26 protein-coding genes are annotated in these 23,916 nt (G+C 37.7%); 20 read left to right on the top strand and 6 right to left on the bottom strand.

Going from position 1 to position 23,916, the window contains the following annotated elements:
• The first annotated feature begins 300 nt into the window (after window positions 1–300).
• Together spxB and ADH54_RS07545 are read left to right on the top strand one after the other, a co-directional pair.
• On the top strand, window positions 301–2,076 hold the full coding sequence (gene spxB, locus ADH54_RS07550; RefSeq protein WP_049524631.1) for a pyruvate oxidase: 1,776 nt from the start codon (window positions 301–303) through the stop codon (window positions 2,074–2,076).
• Between the two features lie 154 nt (window positions 2,077–2,230).
• The gene (locus tag ADH54_RS07545) at window positions 2,231–2,578 is read left to right on the top strand and encodes a VOC family protein (RefSeq protein WP_049524630.1); all 348 of its coding nucleotides are present in this window, start codon (window positions 2,231–2,233) and stop codon (window positions 2,576–2,578) included.
• A gap of 165 nt (window positions 2,579–2,743) precedes the next feature.
• Here the strand turns inward: ADH54_RS07545 and ADH54_RS07540 are convergent, their stop codons facing one another.
• Window positions 2,744–3,088 carry a lipopolysaccharide assembly protein LapA domain-containing protein gene (locus ADH54_RS07540; protein ID WP_000913393.1) on the bottom strand — a complete coding sequence of 115 codons (345 nt, stop codon included), beginning with the start codon at window positions 3,086–3,088 and terminating at the stop codon, window positions 2,744–2,746.
• 326 nt (window positions 3,089–3,414) lie between these two features.
• Between ADH54_RS07540 and ADH54_RS07535 the strand changes: the two genes are divergently transcribed.
• The 3 genes from ADH54_RS07535 (at window position 3,415) to manA (ending at window position 6,308) form a co-directional block, all read left to right on the top strand.
• Window positions 3,415–3,675 carry a SemiSWEET family transporter gene (locus ADH54_RS07535; protein WP_001291473.1) on the top strand — a complete coding sequence of 87 codons (261 nt, stop codon included), beginning with the start codon at window positions 3,415–3,417 and terminating at the stop codon, window positions 3,673–3,675.
• Window positions 3,676–3,803: 128 nt separating this feature from the next.
• Window positions 3,804–5,243 carry a 6-phospho-beta-glucosidase gene (locus ADH54_RS07530; RefSeq protein ID WP_049524629.1) on the top strand — a complete coding sequence of 480 codons (1,440 nt, stop codon included), beginning with the start codon at window positions 3,804–3,806 and terminating at the stop codon, window positions 5,241–5,243.
• A gap of 120 nt (window positions 5,244–5,363) precedes the next feature.
• Entirely contained in the window at window positions 5,364–6,308 is a 945-nt protein-coding gene (gene manA / locus ADH54_RS07525; protein ID WP_033687200.1) for a mannose-6-phosphate isomerase, class I, read from the top strand.
• 40 nt (window positions 6,309–6,348) lie between these two features.
• Here manA and ADH54_RS07520 read toward each other — a convergent pair whose 3' ends face one another.
• Entirely contained in the window at window positions 6,349–7,689 is a 1,341-nt protein-coding gene (locus ADH54_RS07520; protein WP_033687199.1) for a sodium-dependent transporter, read from the bottom strand.
• A gap of 740 nt (window positions 7,690–8,429) precedes the next feature.
• The gene (locus ADH54_RS07515; RefSeq protein ID WP_049524628.1) at window positions 8,430–9,017 is read right to left on the bottom strand and encodes a TetR/AcrR family transcriptional regulator; all 588 of its coding nucleotides are present in this window, start codon (window positions 9,015–9,017) and stop codon (window positions 8,430–8,432) included.
• Between the two features lie 544 nt (window positions 9,018–9,561).
• Between ADH54_RS07515 and ADH54_RS07510 the strand changes: the two genes are divergently transcribed.
• The 8 genes from ADH54_RS07510 to ADH54_RS07470 all read left to right on the top strand — a co-directional run bounded on the left by ADH54_RS07510 (window position 9,562) and on the right by ADH54_RS07470 (window position 16,527).
• Window positions 9,562–10,701 carry a ThiF family adenylyltransferase gene (locus ADH54_RS07510; protein ID WP_049524627.1) on the top strand — a complete coding sequence of 380 codons (1,140 nt, stop codon included), beginning with the start codon at window positions 9,562–9,564 and terminating at the stop codon, window positions 10,699–10,701.
• Complete coding sequence (locus tag ADH54_RS07500) at window positions 10,631–11,581, top strand: lantibiotic ABC transporter permease (protein WP_239682663.1); 951 nt, start codon at window positions 10,631–10,633, stop codon at window positions 11,579–11,581. Before ADH54_RS07510 ends, ADH54_RS07500 begins: the two co-directional genes overlap by 71 nt.
• The gene (locus tag ADH54_RS07495) at window positions 11,578–12,498 is read left to right on the top strand and encodes an ABC transporter ATP-binding protein (protein ID WP_049524626.1); all 921 of its coding nucleotides are present in this window, start codon (window positions 11,578–11,580) and stop codon (window positions 12,496–12,498) included. Before ADH54_RS07500 ends, ADH54_RS07495 begins: the two co-directional genes overlap by 4 nt.
• Entirely contained in the window at window positions 12,491–13,234 is a 744-nt protein-coding gene (locus tag ADH54_RS07490; RefSeq protein ID WP_049524625.1) for an ABC transporter permease, read from the top strand. The genes ADH54_RS07495 and ADH54_RS07490 overlap by 8 nt, the downstream gene beginning before the upstream one ends.
• A 2-nt stretch (window positions 13,235–13,236) precedes the next feature.
• On the top strand, window positions 13,237–13,953 hold the full coding sequence (locus ADH54_RS07485) for an ABC transporter ATP-binding protein (RefSeq protein WP_049524624.1): 717 nt from the start codon (window positions 13,237–13,239) through the stop codon (window positions 13,951–13,953).
• Window positions 13,950–14,681 carry a hypothetical protein gene (locus tag ADH54_RS07480; RefSeq protein ID WP_049524623.1) on the top strand — a complete coding sequence of 244 codons (732 nt, stop codon included), beginning with the start codon at window positions 13,950–13,952 and terminating at the stop codon, window positions 14,679–14,681. The genes ADH54_RS07485 and ADH54_RS07480 overlap by 4 nt, the downstream gene beginning before the upstream one ends.
• A complete protein-coding gene (locus ADH54_RS11425) occupies window positions 14,671–15,492 on the top strand; it encodes a CPBP family intramembrane glutamic endopeptidase (protein ID WP_239682662.1) in 822 nt (273 codons plus the stop codon). The genes ADH54_RS07480 and ADH54_RS11425 overlap by 11 nt, the downstream gene beginning before the upstream one ends.
• A gap of 294 nt (window positions 15,493–15,786) precedes the next feature.
• Window positions 15,787–16,527: a MerR family transcriptional regulator gene (locus ADH54_RS07470; protein ID WP_049524622.1), complete on the top strand. Its 741-nt coding sequence runs from the start codon at window positions 15,787–15,789 to the stop codon at window positions 16,525–16,527.
• A 41-nt stretch (window positions 16,528–16,568) separates the two neighbouring features.
• On the opposite strand, the gene ADH54_RS07465 is transcribed toward ADH54_RS07470, so the two are convergent.
• The 3 genes from ADH54_RS07465 to ADH54_RS07455 are packed head-to-tail and all read right to left on the bottom strand — an operon-like array spanning window position 16,569 to window position 19,214.
• Entirely contained in the window at window positions 16,569–17,090 is a 522-nt protein-coding gene (locus tag ADH54_RS07465) for a DUF1697 domain-containing protein (protein ID WP_049524621.1), read from the bottom strand.
• 48 nt (window positions 17,091–17,138) lie between these two features.
• On the bottom strand, window positions 17,139–18,311 hold the full coding sequence (locus ADH54_RS07460) for an NAD(P)/FAD-dependent oxidoreductase (protein WP_049524632.1): 1,173 nt from the start codon (window positions 18,309–18,311) through the stop codon (window positions 17,139–17,141).
• Window positions 18,312–18,368: 57 nt separating this feature from the next.
• A complete protein-coding gene (locus tag ADH54_RS07455) occupies window positions 18,369–19,214 on the bottom strand; it encodes a DegV family protein (RefSeq protein ID WP_049524620.1) in 846 nt (281 codons plus the stop codon).
• A 124-nt stretch (window positions 19,215–19,338) separates the two neighbouring features.
• Between ADH54_RS07455 and ADH54_RS07450 the strand changes: the two genes are divergently transcribed.
• The 7 genes from ADH54_RS07450 to ADH54_RS07420 all read left to right on the top strand — a co-directional run bounded on the left by ADH54_RS07450 (window position 19,339) and on the right by ADH54_RS07420 (window position 23,786).
• A complete protein-coding gene (locus tag ADH54_RS07450) occupies window positions 19,339–19,896 on the top strand; it encodes a TetR/AcrR family transcriptional regulator (RefSeq protein WP_000004132.1) in 558 nt (185 codons plus the stop codon).
• Between the two features lie 18 nt (window positions 19,897–19,914).
• Window positions 19,915–20,382, top strand: coding sequence for a deoxycytidylate deaminase (locus tag ADH54_RS07445; protein ID WP_000136973.1), 468 nt, complete (start codon window positions 19,915–19,917; stop codon window positions 20,380–20,382).
• Window positions 20,383–20,470: 88 nt separating this feature from the next.
• A complete protein-coding gene (gene upp / locus ADH54_RS07440; protein ID WP_000515974.1) occupies window positions 20,471–21,100 on the top strand; it encodes a uracil phosphoribosyltransferase in 630 nt (209 codons plus the stop codon).
• A gap of 24 nt (window positions 21,101–21,124) precedes the next feature.
• Window positions 21,125–21,478 (top strand): hypothetical protein, encoded by a 354-nt coding sequence (locus tag ADH54_RS07435; RefSeq protein ID WP_049524619.1) that lies wholly within the window; start codon window positions 21,125–21,127, stop codon window positions 21,476–21,478.
• A gap of 124 nt (window positions 21,479–21,602) precedes the next feature.
• Window positions 21,603–22,193 (top strand): ATP-dependent Clp protease proteolytic subunit ClpP, encoded by a 591-nt coding sequence (gene clpP / locus ADH54_RS07430; RefSeq protein WP_000613475.1) that lies wholly within the window; start codon window positions 21,603–21,605, stop codon window positions 22,191–22,193.
• 78 nt (window positions 22,194–22,271) lie between these two features.
• On the top strand, window positions 22,272–22,547 hold the full coding sequence (locus tag ADH54_RS07425; protein WP_049524618.1) for a YlbG family protein: 276 nt from the start codon (window positions 22,272–22,274) through the stop codon (window positions 22,545–22,547).
• A gap of 78 nt (window positions 22,548–22,625) precedes the next feature.
• Window positions 22,626–23,786, top strand: coding sequence for an ABC transporter substrate-binding protein (locus tag ADH54_RS07420; RefSeq protein ID WP_000726119.1), 1,161 nt, complete (start codon window positions 22,626–22,628; stop codon window positions 23,784–23,786).
• The last annotated feature ends 130 nt before the right edge of the window (window positions 23,787–23,916 follow it).

The following is a 23,916-nucleotide window of genomic DNA, read 5'->3' as shown; positions in this document are numbered from 1 at the left end:
TACTCTTCGAAAATCTCTTCAAACCACGTCAGCTTTATCTGCAACCTCAAAGCTGTGCTTTGATCAACCTGCGACTAGCTTTCTAGTTTGCTCTTTGATTTTCATTGAGTATTATAAAACAGAAGTTAAAAACGTTTTCAAACTGTACTGTAATAGAGAATAAAAACTTCTGAGCAGATTCTTAGTAAAGTCAAAATAAATGTGATAAATTAGTATTGTAAAAATTTACTGAAACGTTTTCAAAAACTATATGAAACCTTTTTTAGTAGATTTAAAAATATTTGAAGGAGAGTTATCATTATGACTCAAGGGAAAATTACTGCATCTGCAGCAATGCTTAACGTATTGAAAACATGGGGCGTAGACACAATCTACGGTATCCCATCAGGAACACTCAGCTCATTGATGGACGCTTTGGCTGAAGACAAAGATATCCGCTTCTTGCAAGTTCGCCACGAAGAAACAGGTGCTCTTGCAGCGGTTATGCAAGCTAAATTCGGTGGCTCAATCGGGGTTGCAGTTGGTTCAGGTGGTCCAGGTGCGACTCACTTGATTAACGGTGTTTACGATGCAGCTATGGATAACACTCCATTCCTAGCAATCCTTGGATCACGTCCAGTTAACGAACTCAACATGGATGCTTTCCAAGAATTGAACCAAAACCCAATGTACAACGGTATCGCTGTTTACAACAAACGTGTAGCTTACGCTGAGCAATTGCCAAAAGTTATTGACGAAGCTTGCCGTGCTGCAGTTTCTAAAAAAGGTCCAGCCGTTGTTGAAATCCCAGTAAACTTCGGTTTCCAAGAAATCGACGAAAACTCATACTATGGATCAGGTTCATACGAGCGTTCATTCATCGCTCCTGCTTTGAACGAAGTTGAAATCGACAAAGCTGTTGAAATCTTGAACAATGCTGAACGTCCAGTTATCTATGCTGGTTACGGTGGTGTTAAAGCTGGTGAAGTGATTACTGAATTGTCACGTAAAATCAAAGCACCAATCATCACAACTGGTAAAAACTTTGAAGCTTTCGAATGGAACTATGAAGGTTTGACAGGTTCTGCTTACCGTGTTGGTTGGAAACCAGCCAACGAAGTGGTCTTTGAAGCAGACACAGTTCTTTTCCTTGGTTCAAACTTCCCATTTGCTGAAGTTTACGAAGCCTTCAAGAACACTGAAAAATTCATCCAAGTCGATATCGACCCTTACAAACTTGGTAAACGTCATGCCCTAGACGCTTCAATCCTTGGTGATGCAGGTCAAGCAGCGAAAGCAATCCTTGACAAAGTGAACCCAGTTGAATCTACTCCATGGTGGCGTGCAAACGTTAAGAATAACCAAAACTGGCGTGATTACATGAACAAAATCGAAGGTAAAACTGAGGGTGAATTGCAATTGTATCAAGTTTACAATGCAATCAACAAACATGCTGATCAAGACGCTATCTATTCAATTGACGTAGGTGACACTACTCAAACATCTACTCGTCACCTTCACATGACACCTAAGAACATGTGGCGTACATCTCCACTCTTTGCGACAATGGGTATTGCCCTTCCTGGTGGTATCGCTGCTAAGAAAGACAATCCAGATCGCCAAGTATGGAACATCATGGGTGACGGTGCATTCAACATGTGCTACCCAGACGTTATCACAAACGTTCAATACGACCTTCCAGTTATCAACGTTGTCTTCTCAAATGGTAAATATGCCTTCATCAAGGACAAATACGAAGACACAAACAAACACTTGTTTGGTTGTGACTTCCCTAATGCTGACTATGCGAAAATCGCTGAAGCTCAAGGAGCTGTTGGATTTACAGTTGACCGTATCGAAGACATCGATGCAGTTGTTGCAGAAGCTGTTAAATTGAGCAAAGAAGGTAAAACTGTCGTTATCGATGCTCGCATCACTGAACACCGTCCACTTCCAGTAGAAGTACTTGAATTGGATCCAAAACTTCACTCAGAGGAAGCAATCAAAGCTTTCAAGGAAAAATACGAAGCAGAAGAACTCGTACCATTCCGCCTCTTCTTGGAAGAAGAAGGATTGCAATCACGCGCAATTAAATAATTTCTCTCGTCGAAAATCAAATGTAAACTGCGTTATCTTCACCTTGCCGTACTCCAGTACTGCCTGCGGTTTGATGCCTTGTTTATTCTTTGATTTTCATAGAGAGAAACTTGAAAAGATCGGAGCAATCCGGTCTTTTTATGGAGGATAGTAAATGAATTTAAATCAATTAGATATTATCGTTTCAGATGTTCCCCAAGTATGTGCTGACTTGGAGCGTATTTTGGATAAAAAATCCGATTATGTTGATGACAGTTTTGCTCAATTTACGATTGGCAGTCACTGTCTGATGTTGTCCCAAAATCATTTGATTCCTTTGGAAGATTTTCAGTCAGGAATCATTATTCATATCGAGGTTGAGGATGTAGACCAGAACTACAAACGGTTGAACGAGCTTGGTATCCAGGTTTTAAACGGTCCAACTGTAACCGATTGGGGAACAGAGTCCTTATTAGTTAAAGGTCCTGCTGGTCTAGTGCTTGATTTTTATCGTATGAAGTAGGTAATTCTATTATCAAATTTTTTATCTAAACATTCTTGGAGTGAAACTTAAAAAGATCGGAGCAATTCGATCTTTTTTGTATTTATGCGACTTTCAGTCCGTCTCGCTCCGTTAGGTGCGAGACAAAAAACCACCCGTTTTCACGGGTGGTTATGATTTCTACACTTATTGTTTGGCTTCCTGTTTTAATTGTTGCACCTGTTCCTCGTACTGGACAAGCTCCCTGTCTTTTATATTGATAGTCGCTTCTGCTTCAGCAATGCGGCTTCTCAGATCTTGAGTCTTGTTATGGTGATAGCTAATACCAATAGCACTACCAGCAATGATCCCGATTACTAGACAAGTAAAAATCACCAAAATCAAGGGAGCAGATAGTTGTGTAAAGACAAGACTGACAGTTACTGTTTGACGATTGAGTAGACCAAATGAGATCACAATGACTAATAAGCTCAAACCGCCAATTAGATAAGCCTTATCTTTCAGTGACAATTCATTAAATTTTTTTAGCATAAGTTCCTTTTCTCCTGACTATGTTGATAGAAAACTACACACCATTTAGGTATTAACAAAATTCATTTTACTAGAAAATTTCGATACTGTCAATAATTTCTAACGGCTTATTTACCATCAATCAATCGATTCATTGAAAAGGAGTATTCATTTTCTAATATTTGATTGAGTAAACAGAACGGAGCAATTCGGTCTTTTTTCTGTTCCCTCTTTCTTATAACAAGATTGTGATAGTTTATATCTTTATAACAAAAGTTTTAAAGACTTGATTGTTTTGAAAGAATATTTTAAAATAAGATTCAGTAAAAATGAAAGAGGTTTTGAAAATGTCTGAAAAACAAATGAAAATTTTAGGTTGGGTAGCGACCTTTATGTCTGTTATGATGTATGTGTCTTACTTCCCACAAATCATGAACAATCTGGCTGGTCAAAAAGGAAATTTCATCCAGCCCTTGGTTGCTGCCATCAACTGTAGTCTCTGGGTTTACTACGGTCTTTTCAAAAAAGAAAGAGATATCCCCCTTGCTGCTGCCAATGCACCAGGTATCGTTTTTGGCCTAGTGACAGCTATTACAGCTTTGATTTAAAAAGAAGACTGGTTTCAGTCTTTTTTTCGTACATTTGAGCAAGCTCAGGACATCATTACCCAGATAGTTCCAAACTTTTTGTCCCCTTTTTAGTATAATAGAACTAGCAAATCAAGTGAGGTAAAGTGATGACAGAAATACTACAATTTCCAGAGGGCTTCCTCTGGGGTGGTGCTACGGCAGCTAATCAATGTGAGGGTGCTTATAATCTCGATGGGCGTGGTTTAGCTAACGTTGATGTGGTACCCATTGGACCAGATCGTGAAGCCATTATCACAGGTCAGAAAAAGATGTTTTCGTTTGAGGAGGACTATTTTTACCCAGCCAAAGAAGCCATTGATATGTACCATCATTACAAGGAAGATATTGCTCTTTTTGCAGAGATGGGCTTTAAGACTTATCGACTTTCCATTGCTTGGACTCGGATTTTTCCTAAGGGCGACGAAACAGTGCCAAATGAAGCTGGTCTAGCCTTTTATGAGGACTTGTTTAAGGAATGTTATAAGTATGGAATCCAACCTCTGGTTACCATTACGCATTTCGACTGTCCTATGCACTTGATTGAAGAATACGGTGGTTGGCGCAATCGTCGGATGTTAGACTTCTATGAAAAACTTTGTCGCACACTCTTTACCCGCTATAAGGGCTTGGTCAAATTCTGGCTAACCTTCAATGAAATCAACATGATTCTCCATGCACCCTTTATGGGAGCTGGACTCTGTTTTGAAGAAGGAGAAAATCAAGAACAGGTTAAATATCAGGCTGCCCACCATGAGCTAGTAGCTTCAACCCTTGCGACGAAAATTGCCCACGAAATTGACCCAGAAAACAAGGTGGGATGTATGTTGGCAGCAGGGCAATACTATCCTAACACAGCCCATCCGAGAGACTACTGGGCAGCCATGGAGGAAGACCGCAAGAGTTACTTCTTCATTGATGTTCAAGCGCGTGGGGAATACCCAAACTATGCCAAGAAGCAGTGGGAGCGTGAGGGGATTGAGATTCAAATGACGGCTGAGGATCTGGACTTGTTGAAGAACAATACTGTTGACTTTGTTTCCTTCTCTTACTATGCAAGTCGAGTGGCGTCAGGTGATCCAGAAGTTAAAGAATTAACTGCTGGAAATGTTTTTGCCTCTCTCAAAAATCCTTATCTTGAATCCTCAGAATGGGGATGGCAGATTGACCCACTTGGCCTTCGCATCACCCTCAATGCCATCTGGGATCGTTACCAAAAGCCTATGTTCATCGTAGAAAATGGACTCGGTGCTATGGATACACCGGATGAAAATGGTTATGTAGCAGATGACTATCGGATTGCTTACTTAGAAGCTCACATCAAGGCTATGCGAGATGCCATTTACCAAGATGGAGTTGACTTGCTTGGTTATACGACTTGGGGCTGTATCGATCTGGTTTCAGCTGGAACAGGCGAAATGAACAAGCGCTATGGCTTTATCTATGTGGATCGAGATAATGCTGGTCATGGAAGCCTCAAACGTAGCAAGAAGAAATCCTTCTACTGGTACAAGGATGTCATTGCCAGCAATGGTGCAATCATTGAGTAGATCACATTTATTCACTATTTTTATAAAATCTTCTCCCTACTTTATAAGATGTGAAAAAGAGTTCAACTGGAACTCTTTTTTTGCTATAATGAGGGGAGAAAAATCAGACAGGAGATCGACATGTCAGAACCATTATTTTTACAATCAGTTATGCAAGAAAAAATCTGGGGTGGTACCAAGCTACGTGATGAGTTTGGCTACGACATCCCAAGTGAAAAAATCGGAGAATATTGGGCCATCTCAGCCCATCCAAATGGTGTCTCTAAAGTTGCCAATGGTCGCTACGAGGGAACAGATCTTGCTACTTTATATGCAGAGCACCGTGAATTGTTTGGCAATCGTCCAGAACCTGTATTTCCACTGTTGACTAAGATTCTGGATGCTAACGACTGGCTCAGTGTTCAAGTTCATCCAGACGATGCTTACGGACTCGAGCATGAAGGCGAACTTGGAAAAACAGAATGCTGGTACATCATCGCTGCGGATGAAGGTTCAGAGATTATCTATGGTCACAATGCCAAGTCAAAAGAAGAACTCCGCCAGCAAATTGAGGACAAGAACTGGGATGCCTTGCTTACCAAAGTACCTGTTAAGGCTGGAGATTTCTTCTATGTTCCAAGTGGCACCATGCATGCTATCGGAGCAGGCATCTTGATTCTTGAAACCCAGCAGTCTAGTGACACCACCTATCGTGTCTATGACTTTGACCGTAAGGATGATAATGGTAACTTGCGTGAACTTCACCTTGAAAAATCCATTGATGTCTTGAACATTGGTGAGCCTGCAAATAGCCGTCCTGTAACTGTTAAAGCAGATGATTTGCGTTCCACTCTCCTTGTATCCAATGATTTCTTTGCAGTTTACAAGTGGGAAATTACTGGAAAAGTTGACTTCGAAAAGACAGCTGACTACAGCTTATTCAGTGTCTTAGCTGGTCAAGGTCAGCTTACTGTTGACGGGAAAAACTATCCAATTCAAAAAGGTAGCCACTTTATCCTACCAAGTGATGTAGAAGCTTGGACCTTGGAAGGACAAGATTTGGAATTGATTGTTAGCCATCCATAAAAAAGAAAGGGCTTGAGTTTATTACTCAAGTCCTTTTTGATTACATAAATTGGGCGATGAAAACCACGATGATGATGATTGGAATGATGAAACGAAGAAGGAAGAGCCAGACTTGGAACAGTCCCTGTTTCCATGCTGTTTCATCGAGATGGAGTTCCTCCATTGCAAGAGCCTTTTTAAAGATATAGCCTGTAAAGAGTGAAAGGCAGAGAGCTCCAAATGGCATAAGGAGATTGGAAACCAAGAAGTCCATAGCGTCAAAGAAGGTCTTCCCAAAGATGTGAACATCCGCCATGACACCGTAAGATAGGGCTGAAGGAATTCCAAAGACAAAGGTCAAGATTCCTAAAATGGCACTCCATTTGGCACGTTTGCTGTTGTCCTGATTGGTGATATTGCCCACATTGATTTCCAGCATAACGACAGAAGAAGTGACTGTCGCAAAGAGGAAGAGCAAGAGGAAGAGGATGTAGAAAATGGTTCCAAAAGGCATCTTGTCAAAGAGTTGAGGCAAGACGATAAAGAGCAGGCTCGGTCCTCCTTCAGATTGGATATTGAAGGCTGACATGGCTGGGAAAATGGCTAGACCCGCCATGATGGATACCGAGATGTTCATGGCTACAATAGAAATTCCTGACTGGACCAGATTGGTTTTCTTATCCAAGTAAGAAGCATAGGTCAGCATGGCTGTAACCCCTAGTGAGAGGGCAAAGAAAGATTGTCCCAGAGCATAGAGGAGACCAGCACTGGTCAGTTTTGAAAAGTCTGGTTTGAGGAAGTAAAGAACCCCTTCCATGGCATTTGGCAAACTGAGAGAGCGTCCGATGATGACGACAAAGATGATAAAGAGCAGAGGCATCATGACTTTCGATGCTCTTTCAATCCCTTTTTGAACACCACGTGATACAATAAAGATGTTCAATAAGATAAAGGCCGCTTGAGCTCCTAGAGCAATGGCTGGATTTGAAATGATTGAAGTAAATAACTGAGCATAATCACCCGTTCCACCAAGTTGGAACAATTTTCCAAACTCAATGCCTAGATAGACTAAAATCCAGCCCCCAATAACACTGTAAAACGATAAAAGGATAAAGAGGGCAAAGGCACCAATCCAACCGATAAAGTTATAATTGCTATTCTTGCCGAGTTTTCCAAAGGTTTTGATAGCTGAAACACCAGCACTTCGGCCGAGGGCAAACTCAGCTAGCAAAAGGGGGAAACCGATTAAAATAGTGGAAATGAGAAAGACCAGTAAAAAGCCTCCTCCACCGTTAGCAGCAGTCATGTAGGGGAATTTCCAAACGGCACCAAGTCCGATGGCTGAACCAGCAGATGCTAGGATAAAGCCCAGTTTAGAACCCCATTGCGATTTTTCAGACATAGTTAAACTCCTAAAATTAGTGTTCCAAAAGAAAAAGCTACTGCCCTTGGCAAATAGCCTCATCAGTACTCAAGATGAGCCTTTCTTTTGATTGATAGACTTGACTATCCTATCATGTTTTCTAAGGTCTGTCAAGAAAACCATTTTCATAAAGAAATAAAATATAGTAGATTGATTCTAGAATAGTACGGCACTAGTACTGAAACATTTCTAGAGATTAATTTGACTTTCCTAATCGATTTGTTCACATCTTATTTCAATCTACTATACTAACAAATATAGAAGATGTTAGTATAAAAAGCACTAGAGAGGATAGCATTTCAACTATCTTTTCTGGTGGTTTTTAATTGTTCAGTTAGTCTATGTGAGATATGAATAATTTGGGTTAATAACTCAGTTCCTGAAAATCGCAGACTAGTTTGGTATGATTATTCCAAGATTGATTTAAGATTGCCTTTCAAACTGGAGTAGGTCGAGAAGGAGATAGACAACATAAACAATCAATAATAAAGTCTACTGATGATTATGAATATAAAGTTTGATGATTAGTGAAATTTGATGATTAGTGAAATTTGTGTAAATGATTAGTCATTCACTATTTTCACTCTAACATAAAGACTATTCAAATAAAGTTAAATTTGGCCTCAAATAGATTTTGAAGATTTATTTTCTTTTTTGTCAAGGTATCTGGATATGAGAAAGTAGAAATCATCTTAGAATGTGACTAAGAGAATTATTTTTTACATATTTAAATCAAATTTAATGTTGAAGCTTTCCAAGCATTTGTTTAGCATATCTATTTTTGAGACAATAGTAGTTTTAGAATTTTCAAATATCAAAGGATTTAGCCAAATATTCAGTAAAATAGCTATTAATTCTGCAAGTTGTTGAGGCTCGTCTGTCATTATTGAGCCGTCTTCAACTCCTTCTACGATAATTGGATAAAAATAATCGGGGATTGTGAGTTTTTGCATTTGTTTTAAAAATGAAACAAATAACTTAGGACTATCCAGTAACTTAGGAGAAATTGTAACTATAGTTTCCATATTAGTATTAGCTAAACTAATAGAAACTAGCTGTGTTATTTTTTCAGATCCAGTTATATTTTTGGAAAATTTGATTTTGTCAAAAATAAGTTTATTCTGTAAACCTATATTTTTGACAACTGCTTCAAAAATATCCTCTTTAGATTCAAAATGGTGATAAATTGCTCCTTTTGTTAGACCATCTAAGCCATTTATAATATCAGAAATGGTAGTTTGTTCATATCCCTTTGTTAAGAAAAGATTAGTTGCGACTTCAAGTATTTTTTCTTTAGTGTTTTCCATATTTTAGAAAATAACTCTCCTTTCAATTTATTTATGACAATGGAATTAGTACACAATTACTGTTGACAGAGTTACCAATTAATCATTATAACACACTTATACATAGCTTGCCTAATAATTTTTGTTCATTGCATTTTGAAATTACCTGAAATTATTTTCGGTAACCATTTTTTATTAAAAAATCTAAAAAAGTAGTTGACAACATACCTAAGGTATGTTAAAATCAAACTACATACTAATGGTATGTAGTAGGACATGTCTACTTAAAATGATCGATCAGATAAATTAAAAAGGAGATAAAAAGCGTATGAAAAACATCAAAGTACGTAAAGCTGAAAGTGCCAATGCTACAGCTTGGTGGATTATCATCTGATTTATCGTGACGTTATTACATGTGCCTCTGCAAGCTATTAGTTTGTAGAAGTGCCTTTATTGTGCTAAAATAGCTAGCTATTTGTTAAAAAATTTTGTACAAAATTTTGTTAAACGCATGGAAGAATATTCATGCGTTTTCATTTTACAGGATTTATAGAAGAGGCAAAGTATGAACTTTCAATATATTAAACCAAGAATAAAACCAATTTATCCAGTATATCAGTTAAATGATGAGTTATTTCGCATAGGGGCCCAACTTTCTATTACAACTGAGTTCGAAGACCCAGAAGGAAAGTTGCTTGAGTTGGTAAAGGTTCTCGATGGTAGAGAGATGGCTGAAATAGTCAAGCACATGATTAATACTTTTCCAGATTTAACTCCAGAAGATGTCGTAGATGGATTGGATATTCTTAGTGCAGAGAATCTTATTGAAGAAACACCTAATAAAGTCTTGGAATATTTGGATGAGCGTTACCATCCAAATATTAGTTATTTCAGTCGGTACATGCCATATGACAGAAATCCAATGGATATACAAGAAAAAATCAGCTCCAGCTCGATTTTATTACTTGGACTCGGGGGTGGCGGCTCGAACATTTTGACATTACTGTCTGGATTAGGGACAAAAACAGTACGGGTTGTCGACTATGATAGAGTTGAAAGAGGTAATTTGGGTAGGCAGTTGCTATATAGAGAATCTGATTTAGGGAAACTTAAAGTAGATGTAGCTGTTAATGCATTACGGGAAATGAACTCTACAATTAATGTCGAAGGTTTTAACAAGAAAATTGAGACACCAGAAGATGTACTAGAATTTACAGAAGGTATTGATTTGGTCATCTGTGTTATTGACGAACCGCCTTTCCAAGCACAAAAAACGGTAAATCAAGCAATTATAAAAGCAGGTTTGCCTTGTGTGTTTGGTGCATCGCAGGTTAGTAGAGGAAGGGTATTTTCTGTCATTCCAAAAGTGACGGGATGCTTTGATTGTTTGAATATCCATTATACTTTGCATGATGATAAATTTGTCGAGCAGTTTGTAGGATTTAGAAATATTGATTTTAATCCGCCGACAATTGCCTATGCCCCAGCTATTTTTCAATTGACGGCAGCTATTGTTGATGAGGCAGTTCGCGTCCTGACAGGCTATGCGAGACCAAGTAGCCTTAGTACACAATACGAGATTAACTACGAAGATGGTTCTTCGTTTACTCACCCATCGTGGGAGCGATACGCTGATGATTGTCCAACATGTGGGAATGGGGATGCTCAAAAATGGGAAATTTTCAGGTATTATGACAAAAAATAACACTGAAGTAATTGTTATAGAGTCGCTCAATCAAAAAATTTACTTTAGGAAAACTCGTAAAAATGATTACTTACTTTATTCAACAGGCTCGAAATTATTAGTATTTGATGAAATTACATGGGATGAATCTATTATAGAATCGTTACGTCATCAATTAATTGGGGAGCCTTTATTTGAATTATTGAAAGAGAATCATTTCTTTGAAAGTGGTAACTCTATCCCGAATTCTGATAATAACTACCTACCTTTTATTAGAATTTTAGCAATCATTTTTGGAGGAGGTGCTATAGTTTACAATTTATTTTGTATAACGAATCTTCCTTTTCTTGAATATGATTTTGGTAGAGAGAACCAAATTTTGCTTTTAATATTTGGAGTGTTCTTCTCATTGTTTACCACAATAATACATGAAGGAATGCATATTTTGTTTTCTAATAATGTTACAGATATAGGGAGAGTTCTACGTTTTTCTTGGAAGAAATCAGTGGCAACAGTTGATTTGACACATGTTTGGATTTGGCCACTTTTTGAAAGAAGTATGGCTATTTTAGCAGGCCCATTGTTTGACAGTATTATTTTGTCTTGTCTTTACCTAATAAGCGATTATTTTTTTAGTCCATATATAACAATATCCATTTATATTATGATTTTTAGATTATTGTGGCAATTACGATTGACAGAACATACTGATGGTCGCTTACTGATATATATGTTGTTTGATAATCCATTTTTGAAAAATAATTTTGATAATAATAGAGATTCTTTAACAAATAAAGAAAAGATAGTATGGAGAGCATGTCGTATTTTTAGCACTATTATAACTATCTTGTTATTATTACTTCTTTTATTTTTTGTAGCACAGATTGTGAGGTATTCATGAAACAAGAAACTATTGTTGTAAGACATTTGAAAAAGTCTTACGGTCAAAAAAATGTTACAGATGACATTAGTATTACTTTCTATAGTGGTCAGATCGTTGCAATTGTAGGTCATAACGGAGCTGGAAAGAGTACGTTTCTGAATCAAATAAATGGTACAGTAGCCTCAGATGAGGGGACAATACATATTAAAGGAGTAGATGTAACCAAACAACCTGGAAAAGCGAGAGATCTTGTTTCTTCCATGCCGCAGTTTCAAGTACCAATTAAGGGAGTCACAGTACAGGAAGCAATTAAATGCATTGGTGCTGTAAAAGGAATGAATTTTTCAGCGGTTGAAAGTCGTACCAGAGAATTAATTGATTTCTTAGAGATTAACAAATGGGAGCATACAGCTGGCGAAAAGCTTTCAGGTGGACTTCAGCGATTAACATCTTTTGCGATGTCAGTAGTTGATATTCCATCTATTGTAGTTTTGGACGAGCCAACTAATGATGTTGATCCATTTAGAAGGACTTTGATATGGCGTTACTTGCGTTCTCTTGCAAATTTAGGCACAACAGTTATCATTGTCAGTCATAATTTATTTGAGGTAGAGAGGTATGCTGACAGATACTTACTATTTGATAAAGGGCGTATTAAAAGAGATGTGCTTGTATCAGAAGCTAAAAATGCTCGTCAGTTAAAGCATCAAGTATCGCTATCAGGTGTTAATGAAGTGGAACTTTCTCATTTTATGAATTATAATAACCTGAAATATGATGATGTTGAAAAACGTTTGATTTTTACAGTCAGGGAAGATTGTTTTACAGAGGTAATATCGGTTATTTTTGATTTACTGAAAACAGATAGAATTGTCAGTTATGAGATAAAGTTGAGAAATCTCTCTGATGACTACGAGGAGTACATAAATGAATAATAGTCAAAAAAGATTATCTAAATTTAGTGGATTGGTAAAATGGAGCTTACTTCGTCACAGGTTTTATATTCCAGTCTTTGTTGTTGTTCAAATTGTTTTATCATTTGCAGTAATTTATGGTTTTCTATTCATTACTAATTCAACTAATCACACAGAGAAGTCTTATCTTTGTACAGGAGCTATGGCAATAAATGTAATCGCTGTTACTTGTGTACTAGCACCTCAAATTGTTAGTGAAGCCAAGCAAAATGGTGTTTACGAATATCAGAAAACCTTGCCTGTTTCGAGAGTAGAGATACTGTTGTCTGATTTATTAATTTGGGGCTTATTATGTCTACCAGGAATCTTATCAAGTATATTGATTAGCAAATTTGGTTTTGGCTTAGATGTTTCAATTGGAATTAACTCAATCTTATCTGTATTATTGGTTATTTTCTCCTTGTTATTAGTTGGTTTTGCGATTGCTTATATTCTACCAACAAATGTTGTTCCCTTAGTAACACAGCTAATTATGATTGGTGGATTGATGTTTTCTCCAATTATCTATGCAACAGATAGACTACCTTCATGGACAATAACTTTATATAAGTATTTTCCTTTTGTACCAGCTAGTCAGATAATCCGTTCATCCATTTTTAGACTAGAGTATGTTGACGGCCAGAATTTTTCCACACTAATAGTTTGGGCTTGCCTTGGATTTTTTTTATCACTAATAACATTATCTAGGAGGAAATAGATATGAGTAAGTTAACAGTTTCTAATTTAACAAAAGTTGTAAAGAACAAGACGCTATTAAATAACGTCTGCCTTTCCTTGAACTATGGGCAAGTCTATAGTGTTATAGGAGATAATGGTGCAGGAAAAACAACACTATTCCGATGTATTTTGGGATTAAGTCAACCTACTGGAACCGTTGCTCTTGACGATAAAATCGTAAATTCTTTCAATTATAACGAATTTCTTAAAAAAGTCGGTGTTGTATTTCCTTTTCCAGATAGCTTTGGAGCTTATACTGTAAAAGAGGTTTTTGAAAATCATACACGTTATTATGCTTGTCAATCTGTGGATGTTGAAAGTTATCTAAAAAAATTTGGACTAAATGTTTACTTAGGAGATATGATTTGTAAATTTTCTTTAGGTATGAAGCAACGCCTTAATATTGCCTTAGCATGTTTGCATAATCCAGAGATATTGATACTAGATGAACCATTTAATGGTTTGGATAGAGATGGGATTCTTTTCCTTCAGGATCTTTTGCTAGATTTCAAAAAACAAGAGAAGTTGATTATTATTTCAAGCCATTCATTTGCTGAATTAGAGAAGATAACTGATCGCCTTATTTTTATTCAGCAAGGAGAAATTTTAGTGGATACAGATGTTTTGGAAATTAAGCGACAAGGTTTTGAAACTTTTGAACAATTCTATAGAAAAATAAAAGAGGAATACGGTGTATGAAGGAACAGATTATTTATGAGTTCACTACCCATGGTCGTCATTTTAGGGGCATTATGTGGACAAATATATTAGTCAACTTATCAGCTTTGATTTTTTTCAGTTTGGTAGGACATTTTGAGTCATCTGATCAAAACTCTATTTTAACTGACTCTGCAGGCATAATGACTTTGGCTTCAACATTAACAGTAGCAGTAGCTGCTATTTATGGTGTTGTAATTCTAAATCGCTTGTTATTAAAAGACTATATTGGAAATGCCAGGGAAATTATCTTTTTGTTTCCAGGTGGTAGATTTGAGATATTTCTAAGTAAAGTTATTTCTTTGTCTATTCATTGTTTATTTAGTATAGTTCCTGTTTTATTGATTGAAAATCTTATTTTTTATTTTGTAGGATTTTCTCTTGGTATTTTATCAACTAGCTTGTTTGTTTATGTGTTGAAAGCTATCTTCGTAGCTATGTTTGCAGGCTTTTTTGTACTTATCGTAGTGTTAGTTTCAATTCTGGTAGGCCAAATGACACAATCAATTAATGTTCCCATTATTGTATCTATAATAATTGTATCAATTATGGGGAATTTTGTAGCTTATCTATATCAATTGAACAATTTTATTATCGTACTTCTGACTCTAGGTGTAGCAGTTTTAGTTTGTTTTACAATTAGTATTTTAATTGATAGAGTTAAAAAAGATGATTTGATAGAGAATACACCTATAAAAAATGGAAAGTAGAAAATCATTAAGAGCAGCTTTTTTGGTATTACTCTATGCCATGTCCTGTAAAATAATTAGTGGTTTTTTCTATCTTACTATTTGTGGGAACTCTAGGTCGCTTTTGTTAGATATATTGTTTTTTCAATATTCAAATTTGTTACTTCTTTTCCCAGGAACTCCATTTTCCTATAAATTCCGACTGTGTAAAACAACAAATATATGGAAATATGTTTGTAAGTATATATTTGGCATGTTGGTAGGAACAATTGTATTATCAATTGGGTTACTTCTTATTACAACAGTATCAAAAGTAAGTATTAGCTATTCTTTTACACCTAATTCAACAGTATATTTATTAGTAATAGTCGGATTTGTTGTACAAAGTTACGCAGAGGAATTCTTATTCAGAGGTCGAATTTTAGCGATTTTATCGAAAAATTTTAACTGGTATATCAGCAGTGGAATCCAAGCTTTTACCTTTACATTTGTTCATTCTTTGAATGGTGGTTTCACAATTATCTCGTTTTTTACACTGTTCTTTTTCGGAATATTGATGTCATTGTTCAGTGTTTTTACAAAAAGCCTCTCTTTTAGTAGTGGATTTCATTTTATTTGGAATAGCGTACCGTGTATTGCTCTAGGAATGAATGTGAGCGGGGTAAAAGTTCCTTTTAGTTTACTTAGTACAAATTTAACGGGTCAAGATTTATATACCGGCAGTGTTTTTGGGATTGAGGGCAGTATCTTGGTTCTATGTGTGGTTTTCATACTTACAGTTGCTCTGCTCCAAAAAGGTTATAGACAAGGATTAGGTCATAAAGAAGAATGATTATTTTTAAGTACGACGGGCATGTCGTTCATCTGAGGTGTAAGTCCTTCAGGGGCACCCGCTACCAGTGAACCCAATAGCGATTCCCAATTCTGACTATCGTGAGGTAGCGGGGAGAGGAAGGGATAGCGAAATCGTAGCTCTACGAACAGGAACGTGATAGTAAGGCGTATATAGCGGATAAGGGGGCTTAAAACTCGCCATTTTCATGTTATGATAAAATTAAAAAAGTTCATCAAACGCTTGACTCTGACCTAAGGGGAGGGGTTATGCTATCAATGTAAGGAGGAAATCATGTACCATATAAAAGAAGCTGCCCAGCTTTCAGGTGTCTCTGTCAAGACCCTGCACCACTACGACAAGATAGGACTCTTAGTTCCTTTAAAGTCAGAAAACGGTTATCGAATCTACAGTAAAGAGGATTTGGAACGCCTTCAGGTCATTCTTTACTACAAATATCTAGGTTTTTCTTTAGAAAAAATAGCAGAGCTATTAAAGGAAGAAAGGACAGATTTATTGCCTCATTTGACCAGACAGTTGGACTATTTGACTCGAGAAAGGCAACATCTGGATAGCTTGATTTCCACCTTGCAAAAAACCATTCAAGAACAAAAAGGAGAAATAAAAATGACCATTGAGGAAAAATTCACTGGATTTAACTACCAAGACCATCAAAAATACCACCAAGAGGCGGTAGAGAAATATGGACAAGAAGTCATGGATCAAGCGCTGGAGCGCCAGAAAGGTCACGAAGACGAAGCTACGGCTGCCTTCAATCAAGTCTTTCGAGCCTTGGCACAAAATCTTCAAGCAGGTCTACCTGTAACAGCAACAGAAAATCAAGAAGAAGCCGCTAAACTCTTGCAAGCCATTCGGACTTATGGATTCGACTGTACTATTGAAGTCTTCGGTCATATCGGGAAAGGATACGTCTATAACCCTGAGTTTAAGGAAAATATTGACAAGTTTGGACCTGGTACAGCCCAGTACACATCAGATGTCATTGCTCACTATGTCCAGACTCAGACAAAATAAAATCGGAGGAGAGATCTTCCGATTTTTACTAAATTCAAGCACTACTTGCTTAGTAATTTTTCTACCACATTTAGTTTTCGCATGGTCAAATCTACATTAAAAAGCTTTTCAAGATAGTTGGTATGGAGTTTCTTTTGTTTTGCAGTTCTAGGGAGATAGAGGTAGAGACAGTGGTTACCGATACAAATTTCTTCTTCATCGTAATCAATTTTCAATTTTTCTAAAGGGAGACTTTGAATAGGTTCTTGATAAAAAATCACATGTATACGGTCATAAAGATAGTGTTCTCCAAACGGGTTTTCTTGGACAATTTTTTTAAAATCACTTTTGTTCTTGATTACCATTTTTAAGTCAGCCCCAATATTTTCCTTTATCAGAGTATGAACACGTTCTCGTATTTTTTCTAAATCTAAGTCACTTTCAAGAATGATATTCCCACTTTGAATATAGGTTCGAACTTGTTGAAAACCAGCTTCTGTTAAAATATCTACCAAATAAGACATTTTCGGGATAGCATTTTTTCCATTAGGAGTAACGCCTCTTAGTAAAATAATATATTCCAAAGGACTTCCTTTCTTTTGGGGCTGATTTAGCCATTTAATAATTTAGATTTAGATTGGGTTTGATCCTGCCACCCAGCCGGTACAGAGGGCAGAAGTGATGTTAAAGCCACCCGTATGGGCGTTGATGTCCAGTACCTCGCCAGCGAAGTGGAGTCCAGGGACCAGCTTACTTTCCAGAGTTTTAGGATTGATTTCCTTGAGACTGACGCCACCCTTGGTAACAAATGACTTGGCCAGGGACATTTTACCAGTAACAGGAATTTTAAGTCCTTTGATGGACTGGACAAGTTGTTCTCGTTCCTTTTCAGTCAATTGTTTGACTTTGTCAGGATAGTCCTGCACAAAAAATTCTGCCAAGCGTTCTGGAAGCAAAGTTTTTAAGGCATTTTTTAGAGATTTTTCCCGATTTTCTTCTAGAAATGTAGCCAAATCCTTCTCGGAAAGTTGAGGTAAAACATCTAGTGAGAGAATCTCCCCACCCTTGACAAAACTTGACATACGCAGAGCAGCAGGGCCTGACAAACCAAAGTGGGTAAAGAGTAAATCATGAGTGATGACATGCTTGCCATAACTTAAAGTCACATCGTCCAATGAAATTCCTTGCAAGGCCTTGTGTGGAAAATCTGTTAATAAAGGACTTTCAGCAGCCTCAAGCTCGGTGATGGTATGCTTAAAATGGCGGGCAATCTCGTGACCGAAACCAGTTGAGCCAGTGGAAGGATAGGATTTCCCACCAGTTGTGACAATGAGTTTATCACAAGTGAAGATTTGGTTAGCTGACTTAAGGATAAACTGATTTTCTATCTTTTTAACCGAAACAATTTCGGTTTGAGTAGTAACTTGACCACCTAGTTCAGTGATTTTATTTTCTAAGGCTTCGATAATAGTTCGAGACTTGTCACTAGCAGGAAAGACGCGCCCGTGATCCTCGACCTTAAGTTTGACCCCATTTTCCGTAAAAAAGTTAATGATATCATGGTTATCAAATTGGGAGAAAACGCTGTAGAGAAAGCGCCCGTTCCCAGGAATTCCAGCTAGTAGGTCATCTAGAGTTCCATTGTTGGTTACATTGCAACGTCCCCCACCAGTCCCAGCTAATTTTTTTCCAAGTTTCCGATTTTTTTCGATGAGAAGGGTTTTCTGTCCATAAAAGCTACTGGAAATCGTAGCCATCATACCAGCAGGACCTCCACCGATGACGATAGTATCAAAATGTTTCATAGCTCTATTGTACCACAAAAAAACAAGAGATGAAGTCACCTCTTGTCAAGAATGCAATCAATCAATTTCATATCCCATCAGTAAACCGCCATCTTCTGCATAGAAACTGCAGAGACCAGATGTTGGGAGAATTTTAATATCCGCCTGTGGAAAATTTTCACGGATTCGGTCTGAAAGCTGTTGGCAACATTTCTCGTTATTGCGTTGGGCCATGACAATACGGCCACCAGCATATCCTGCTTTCACTAACTCTTCATAGGCTGCCTGAATCGATTTCTTTGCTCCTCTTGCTTTTTGTAGCAATTCGAGAGTTCCAGTTTGACTAGCTTCTCCGACCATACGGATATTTAGAAGGCCAACGACCGTACCGATAAGCTTGCTCAAACGGCCGTTCTTCACCAAGTTATCGACTTTGGCTAGGACAAAAAGTAACTTGGTTTTTTCTTGATAAGCAGTGATAGCTTCAATCACTTCTTCAAAAGATAAGCCCTGGTCAATCAAGTCATTCAATTTTTCTACGAGCAAGTCAACTTCCCCACCAGCAGACAAACTATCAATTACATGAATTTTAGTATCAGGATGTTCTTCCAGATAAATATTCTTAGCTAGTTGAGCACTATTGTGACTGCCAGAGAGAGTACCTGTGATGGTTACTAGGAAAATGTTTTTGGCTCCTTCAAATGCTCGCAAATAATCATCTGGGCTTGGACAAGCTGATTTTGAAGCTTCTGCAGTTGCATACATGGTTTCCATCATTTGATCAATGTCAAGACTGGCATCATCAACAAAGACCTGATCAGCTACTTGAATGGTTAAGGGGACACTTACAAAGGTTGTATCAATAGCTGGTGTTTCCAGCTGACGATAATCACAACCAGAGTCAGCAATAATCTTCCAAGTCATAGAAATTCTCCATCTTTGTCAGTTATACATTGACAAAGGTTCTGTCTTTTTTTACAATTATATCATGAAAACCCTTGAAACAAAAGCCTCATCTGTCTGTTGTGACAAGTAGAAAGAAAATGTTATGTCTGAACGTAGAATCTCTGAAAAGTCTCTTGAAAATCTCAGAAAATCAAACCAAGAATCCAATTTATTAACCAGAGAAGCCATTGAAACAGCCCTCTTGCAACTCTTGGAAAAAAAGGACTTGACCAAGATTAGTATTTCTGAATTGGTCAAACGTGCAGGCGTTTCTCGTGCGGCCTTTTATCGCAATTATGATTCCAAAGAGGAGATTTTAGAAAGTGTCTTTAAACGGAGTGTCCACAATATTATGGAACAGTTGCATCATTACGATCTAAAGACAGATCTTTATCTGGTCTGGGTTCACCTTTTCCGAGAGGCAAGAAAAGAAGCCAGAGTGATTCAACTGGCCTTGGATTACCATCTGGAAAAAATCTTTGTCCAAGCCATGCAGGAATTTCTAGAAAAATACCATGGAAAATCAAAAGGTGTCAGCTCTTATCTTCATTCCTTTTGGAGTTCGGCCATCGTCTCTGTCCTCCTAAAATGGATTAAGGATGGCATGAAGGTACCAGCTGAAAAGATTGCAGATTTACGGTTACCATTTTTTAAAAAATAGAGAAAAAGGAGAAAAGAGATGACTGAAAAAAGACTAGCCTGGGATGAGTATTTTGCAGCCCAAGCCCTACTAATTGCCAATCGTTCCACTTGTAAACGCGCTAAAGTGGGTGCAATTTTGGTTAAGGATAATAAAGTTATTTCCACTGGTTACAATGGTTCGGTGTCAGGGACTGAGCATTGTATTGATCACGAATGTTTGGTCATTGAAGGCCACTGTGTTCGCACCCTTCACGCTGAGGTTAATGCCATTCTCCAAGGGGCTGAGCGTGGTGTTCCTAAAGGTTTTACAGCCTATGTAACCCATTTTCCTTGTCTAAACTGTACCAAACAATTATTGCAGGTCGGTTGCAAGCGCGTGGTTTATATCAACCAGTACAGAATGGACGACTACGCCCAATACCTTTATCAAGAAAAAGGAACAGAATTAACCCATTTACCACTTGAGACAGTACAGGCAGCTCTTAAAGAGGCAGATCTAATGTAAAAATTATCAAAAATAAATGGTTTAGAAAGATTTTTAAACCGTTTTTTGGTATAATAAGAAGAATAAATTGAAAGAAGGAATTCCAAAAATGGGAAAAATTGAAGTTATTAATCACCCGCTGATTCAACACAAATTGTCAATCTTGCGTCGTACAGATACTTCTACAAAAGCTTTTCGTGAGCTAGTAGATGAGATTGCAATGTTGATGGGGTATGAAGTACTTCGTGATCTTCCACTAGAAGATGTGGAAATCGAAACACCAATTACAAAAACAGTTCAAAAACAATTGGCAGGTAAGAAATTGGCCATCGTTCCAATCTTGCGTGCAGGTATCGGGATGGTTGATGGTCTCTTGAGCTTGGTTCCAGCTGCTAAAGTTGGTCATATCGGTATGTACCGTGATGAAGAAACACTTCAACCAGTTGAGTACTTGGTAAAATTGCCTGAAGATATTGACCAACGTCAAATTTTTGTAGTAGATCCAATGTTGGCAACAGGTGGCTCAGCAATCTTGGCTGTTGATTCTCTTAAAAAACGTGGCGCATCAAATATCAAATTTGTCTGCCTTGTATCTGCTCCAGAAGGTGTAAAAGCCCTTCAAGAAGCTCATCCGGATGTAGAAATCTTTACAGCAGCCTTGGATGAACGTTTGAACGAACACGGTTATATCGTTCCAGGTCTTGGAGATGCTGGAGACCGCTTGTTCGGTACGAAATAAGAATAAAGAAGAGAGAAATTTGACATGGGAATTGATTGGGAAGATATTTTAGGTGTAGAAGAAGATCTTGCTGAGGCTTACGATGATTTAGTTAATGAAGCCATGGATGATTATCTAGATGAATCAGATGAATGGCAACGTGGGAATAACAACCATTATGTCGTTGGTGTTTGGAATGGGGAGAAAGTTCGTTTTAAACATAAATGGGGTAATCATGAATTTTCTGAACAAGAAATAAACGATTTACTAAGTGATAAAGTGATTCGATTTCCCTATACTATAAATAAAAGAGAACAAGATATCGTTGGAAAATTGGAACATTTAGAGTATAAAGGGAGAAAGTATGTTGGATTTTCTCCTTCTAATTGGAAAAAATAATTTTTAGTATTTAATTTAAAAATTTGTTAGAAATAGAAATTTGACCTTTTTTGACCTAGATATTATAATAGTCTTATCTTCAGTCATTTGACCAACAAAATTTAAAACTCAAAAGGAGAAATAAATGATTCCTGTAGTTATTGAACAAACAAGCCGTGGAGAACGTTCCTACGATATTTACTCACGTCTTCTTAAAGACCGCATCATTATGCTGACAGGTCCAGTTGAAGACAACATGGCCAACTCTGTTATTGCCCAGTTGCTTTTCTTAGATGCCCAAGATAGTACAAAAGATATTTACCTTTATGTCAATACACCTGGTGGTTCCGTTTCAGCTGGTTTGGCAATCGTTGATACCATGAACTTTATCAAGGCGGATGTCCAAACTATCGTGATGGGGATGGCTGCATCTATGGGGACTGTCATCGCATCAAGTGGAGCAAAAGGCAAACGTTTCATGCTTCCAAATGCTGAATACATGATTCACCAACCAATGGGTGGAACAGGTGGTGGTACCCAACAAACCGATATGGCTATCGCTGCAGAACACTTGCTTAAAACTCGTAACACTTTGGAAAAAATCTTGGCTGAAAATTCAGGTCAGTCAATCGAAAAAGTCCACGCAGATGCAGAACGCGATAACTGGATGAGTGCTCAAGAAACACTTGAATATGGCTTTATTGATGAAATCATGGCCAACAATTCATTGAATTAATGATGATAGAAGGCAAACTCGACTGGGTTTGCTTTTTTTGGTATAATAGGGAGAGATTTCTTAGAAAGAGGATTTATCATGTTTGAAAAAGTCAACCGTTCTGGCTTGATTATCTATCTTTACTATAATCGTGATGCAAAAAAACTGCAGGATTATGGAGATATTACCTATCATTCCAAGAAGCATCGTTACTTACAGCTTTATGTTCCAACTCAAGAAGTGGAGCAATTGGTCGGGCGCTTGAGCAAGGAAAAGTTTATAAAAAAAGTCAGAGTTTGTCATATCCAAGAGCTGGAAACACCCTTTGTGGGCAATCTTCATCGAGAGGAAAACGTTATCATCGAAAAAGTTTAAGAAAAGTGTTGACAATTTTCTGATAATTCGGTATATTCTTAACATGCTATTTATTTAAGAAATAAGGAGACAAAAAAGATGAAGAAAAAATTTGCCCTATCGTTTGTGGCGCTTGCAAGTGTAGCACTTCTTGCAGCCTGTGGAGAAGTGAAGTCTGGAGCGTCAAACGCTGCTGGTAACTCAGTAGAGGAAAAGACAATCAAAATCGGATTTAACTTTGAAGAAACTGGTGCCGTAGCAGCCTACGGAACATCTGAACAAAAAGGTGCCCAACTTGCTGTTGATGAAATCAATGCAGCAGGTGGTATCGATGGAAAACAAATCGAAGTAGTCGATAAAGATAATAAGTCTGAAACAGCTGAGGCGGCTTCAGTAACAACTAACCTTGTAACCCAATCTAAAGTATCAGCAATCGTAGGACCTGCGACATCTGGTGCAACTGCAGCTGCGGTAGCGAACGCTACAAAAGCAGGTGTTCCATTGATTTCGCCAAGTGCGACTCAAGATGGATTGACTAAAGGTCAAGATTACCTCTTTATCGGAACTTTCCAAGATAGCTTCCAAGGAAAAATTATCTCAAACTATGTTTCTGAAAAATTGCAAGCTAAGAAAGTTGTTCTTTACACTGACAATGCCAGCGACTATGCTAAAGGTATTGCCAAAGCCTTCCGTGAAGCTTATAAAGGTGAAATCGTTGCAGATGAAACTTTCGTAGCAGGTGATACAGACTTCCAAGCAGCCCTTACAAAAATGAAAGGGAAAGACTTTGATGCTATCATCGTCCCTGGTTACTACACTGAAGCTGGTAAAATTGTAAACCAAGCGCGTGGTATGGGAATTGACAAACCAATCGTTGGTGGTGATGGATTCAACGGTGAGGAGTTTGTACAACAAGCAACTGCTGAAAAAGCATCAAACATCTACTTTATCTCAGGCTTCTCAACTACTGTAGAAGTTTCAGCTAAAGCTAAAGCCTTCCTTGACGCTTACCGTGCTAAGTACAATGAAGAACCTTCAACATTTGCAGCCTTGGCTTATGACTCAGTTCACCTTGTAGCAAATGCAGCAAAAGGTGCTAAAAACTCTGGTGAAATCAAGGATAACCTTGCTAAAACAAAAGATTTTGAAGGTGTAACTGGTCAAACAAGCTTCGATGCAGACCACAACACAGTCAAAACTGCTTACATGATGACCATGAACAATGGTAAGGTTGAAGCAGCAGAAGTTGTAAAACCATAATAGAAAAATGTTGAAATAGGGAATGAGCCTCGGACTCACTCCCTGTTTCGATGTTTAATACTCTTCGAAAATCTCTTCAAACCGCGTCAACGTCGCCTTGGATTATATATGTGACTGACTTCGTCAGTCT

Source organism: Streptococcus pseudopneumoniae, from assembly GCF_001072315.1.
In the GTDB taxonomy this organism is placed as follows: domain Bacteria; phylum Bacillota; class Bacilli; order Lactobacillales; family Streptococcaceae; genus Streptococcus; species Streptococcus pseudopneumoniae_R.
This window is presented reverse-complemented; position numbering and strand designations above follow the sequence as displayed.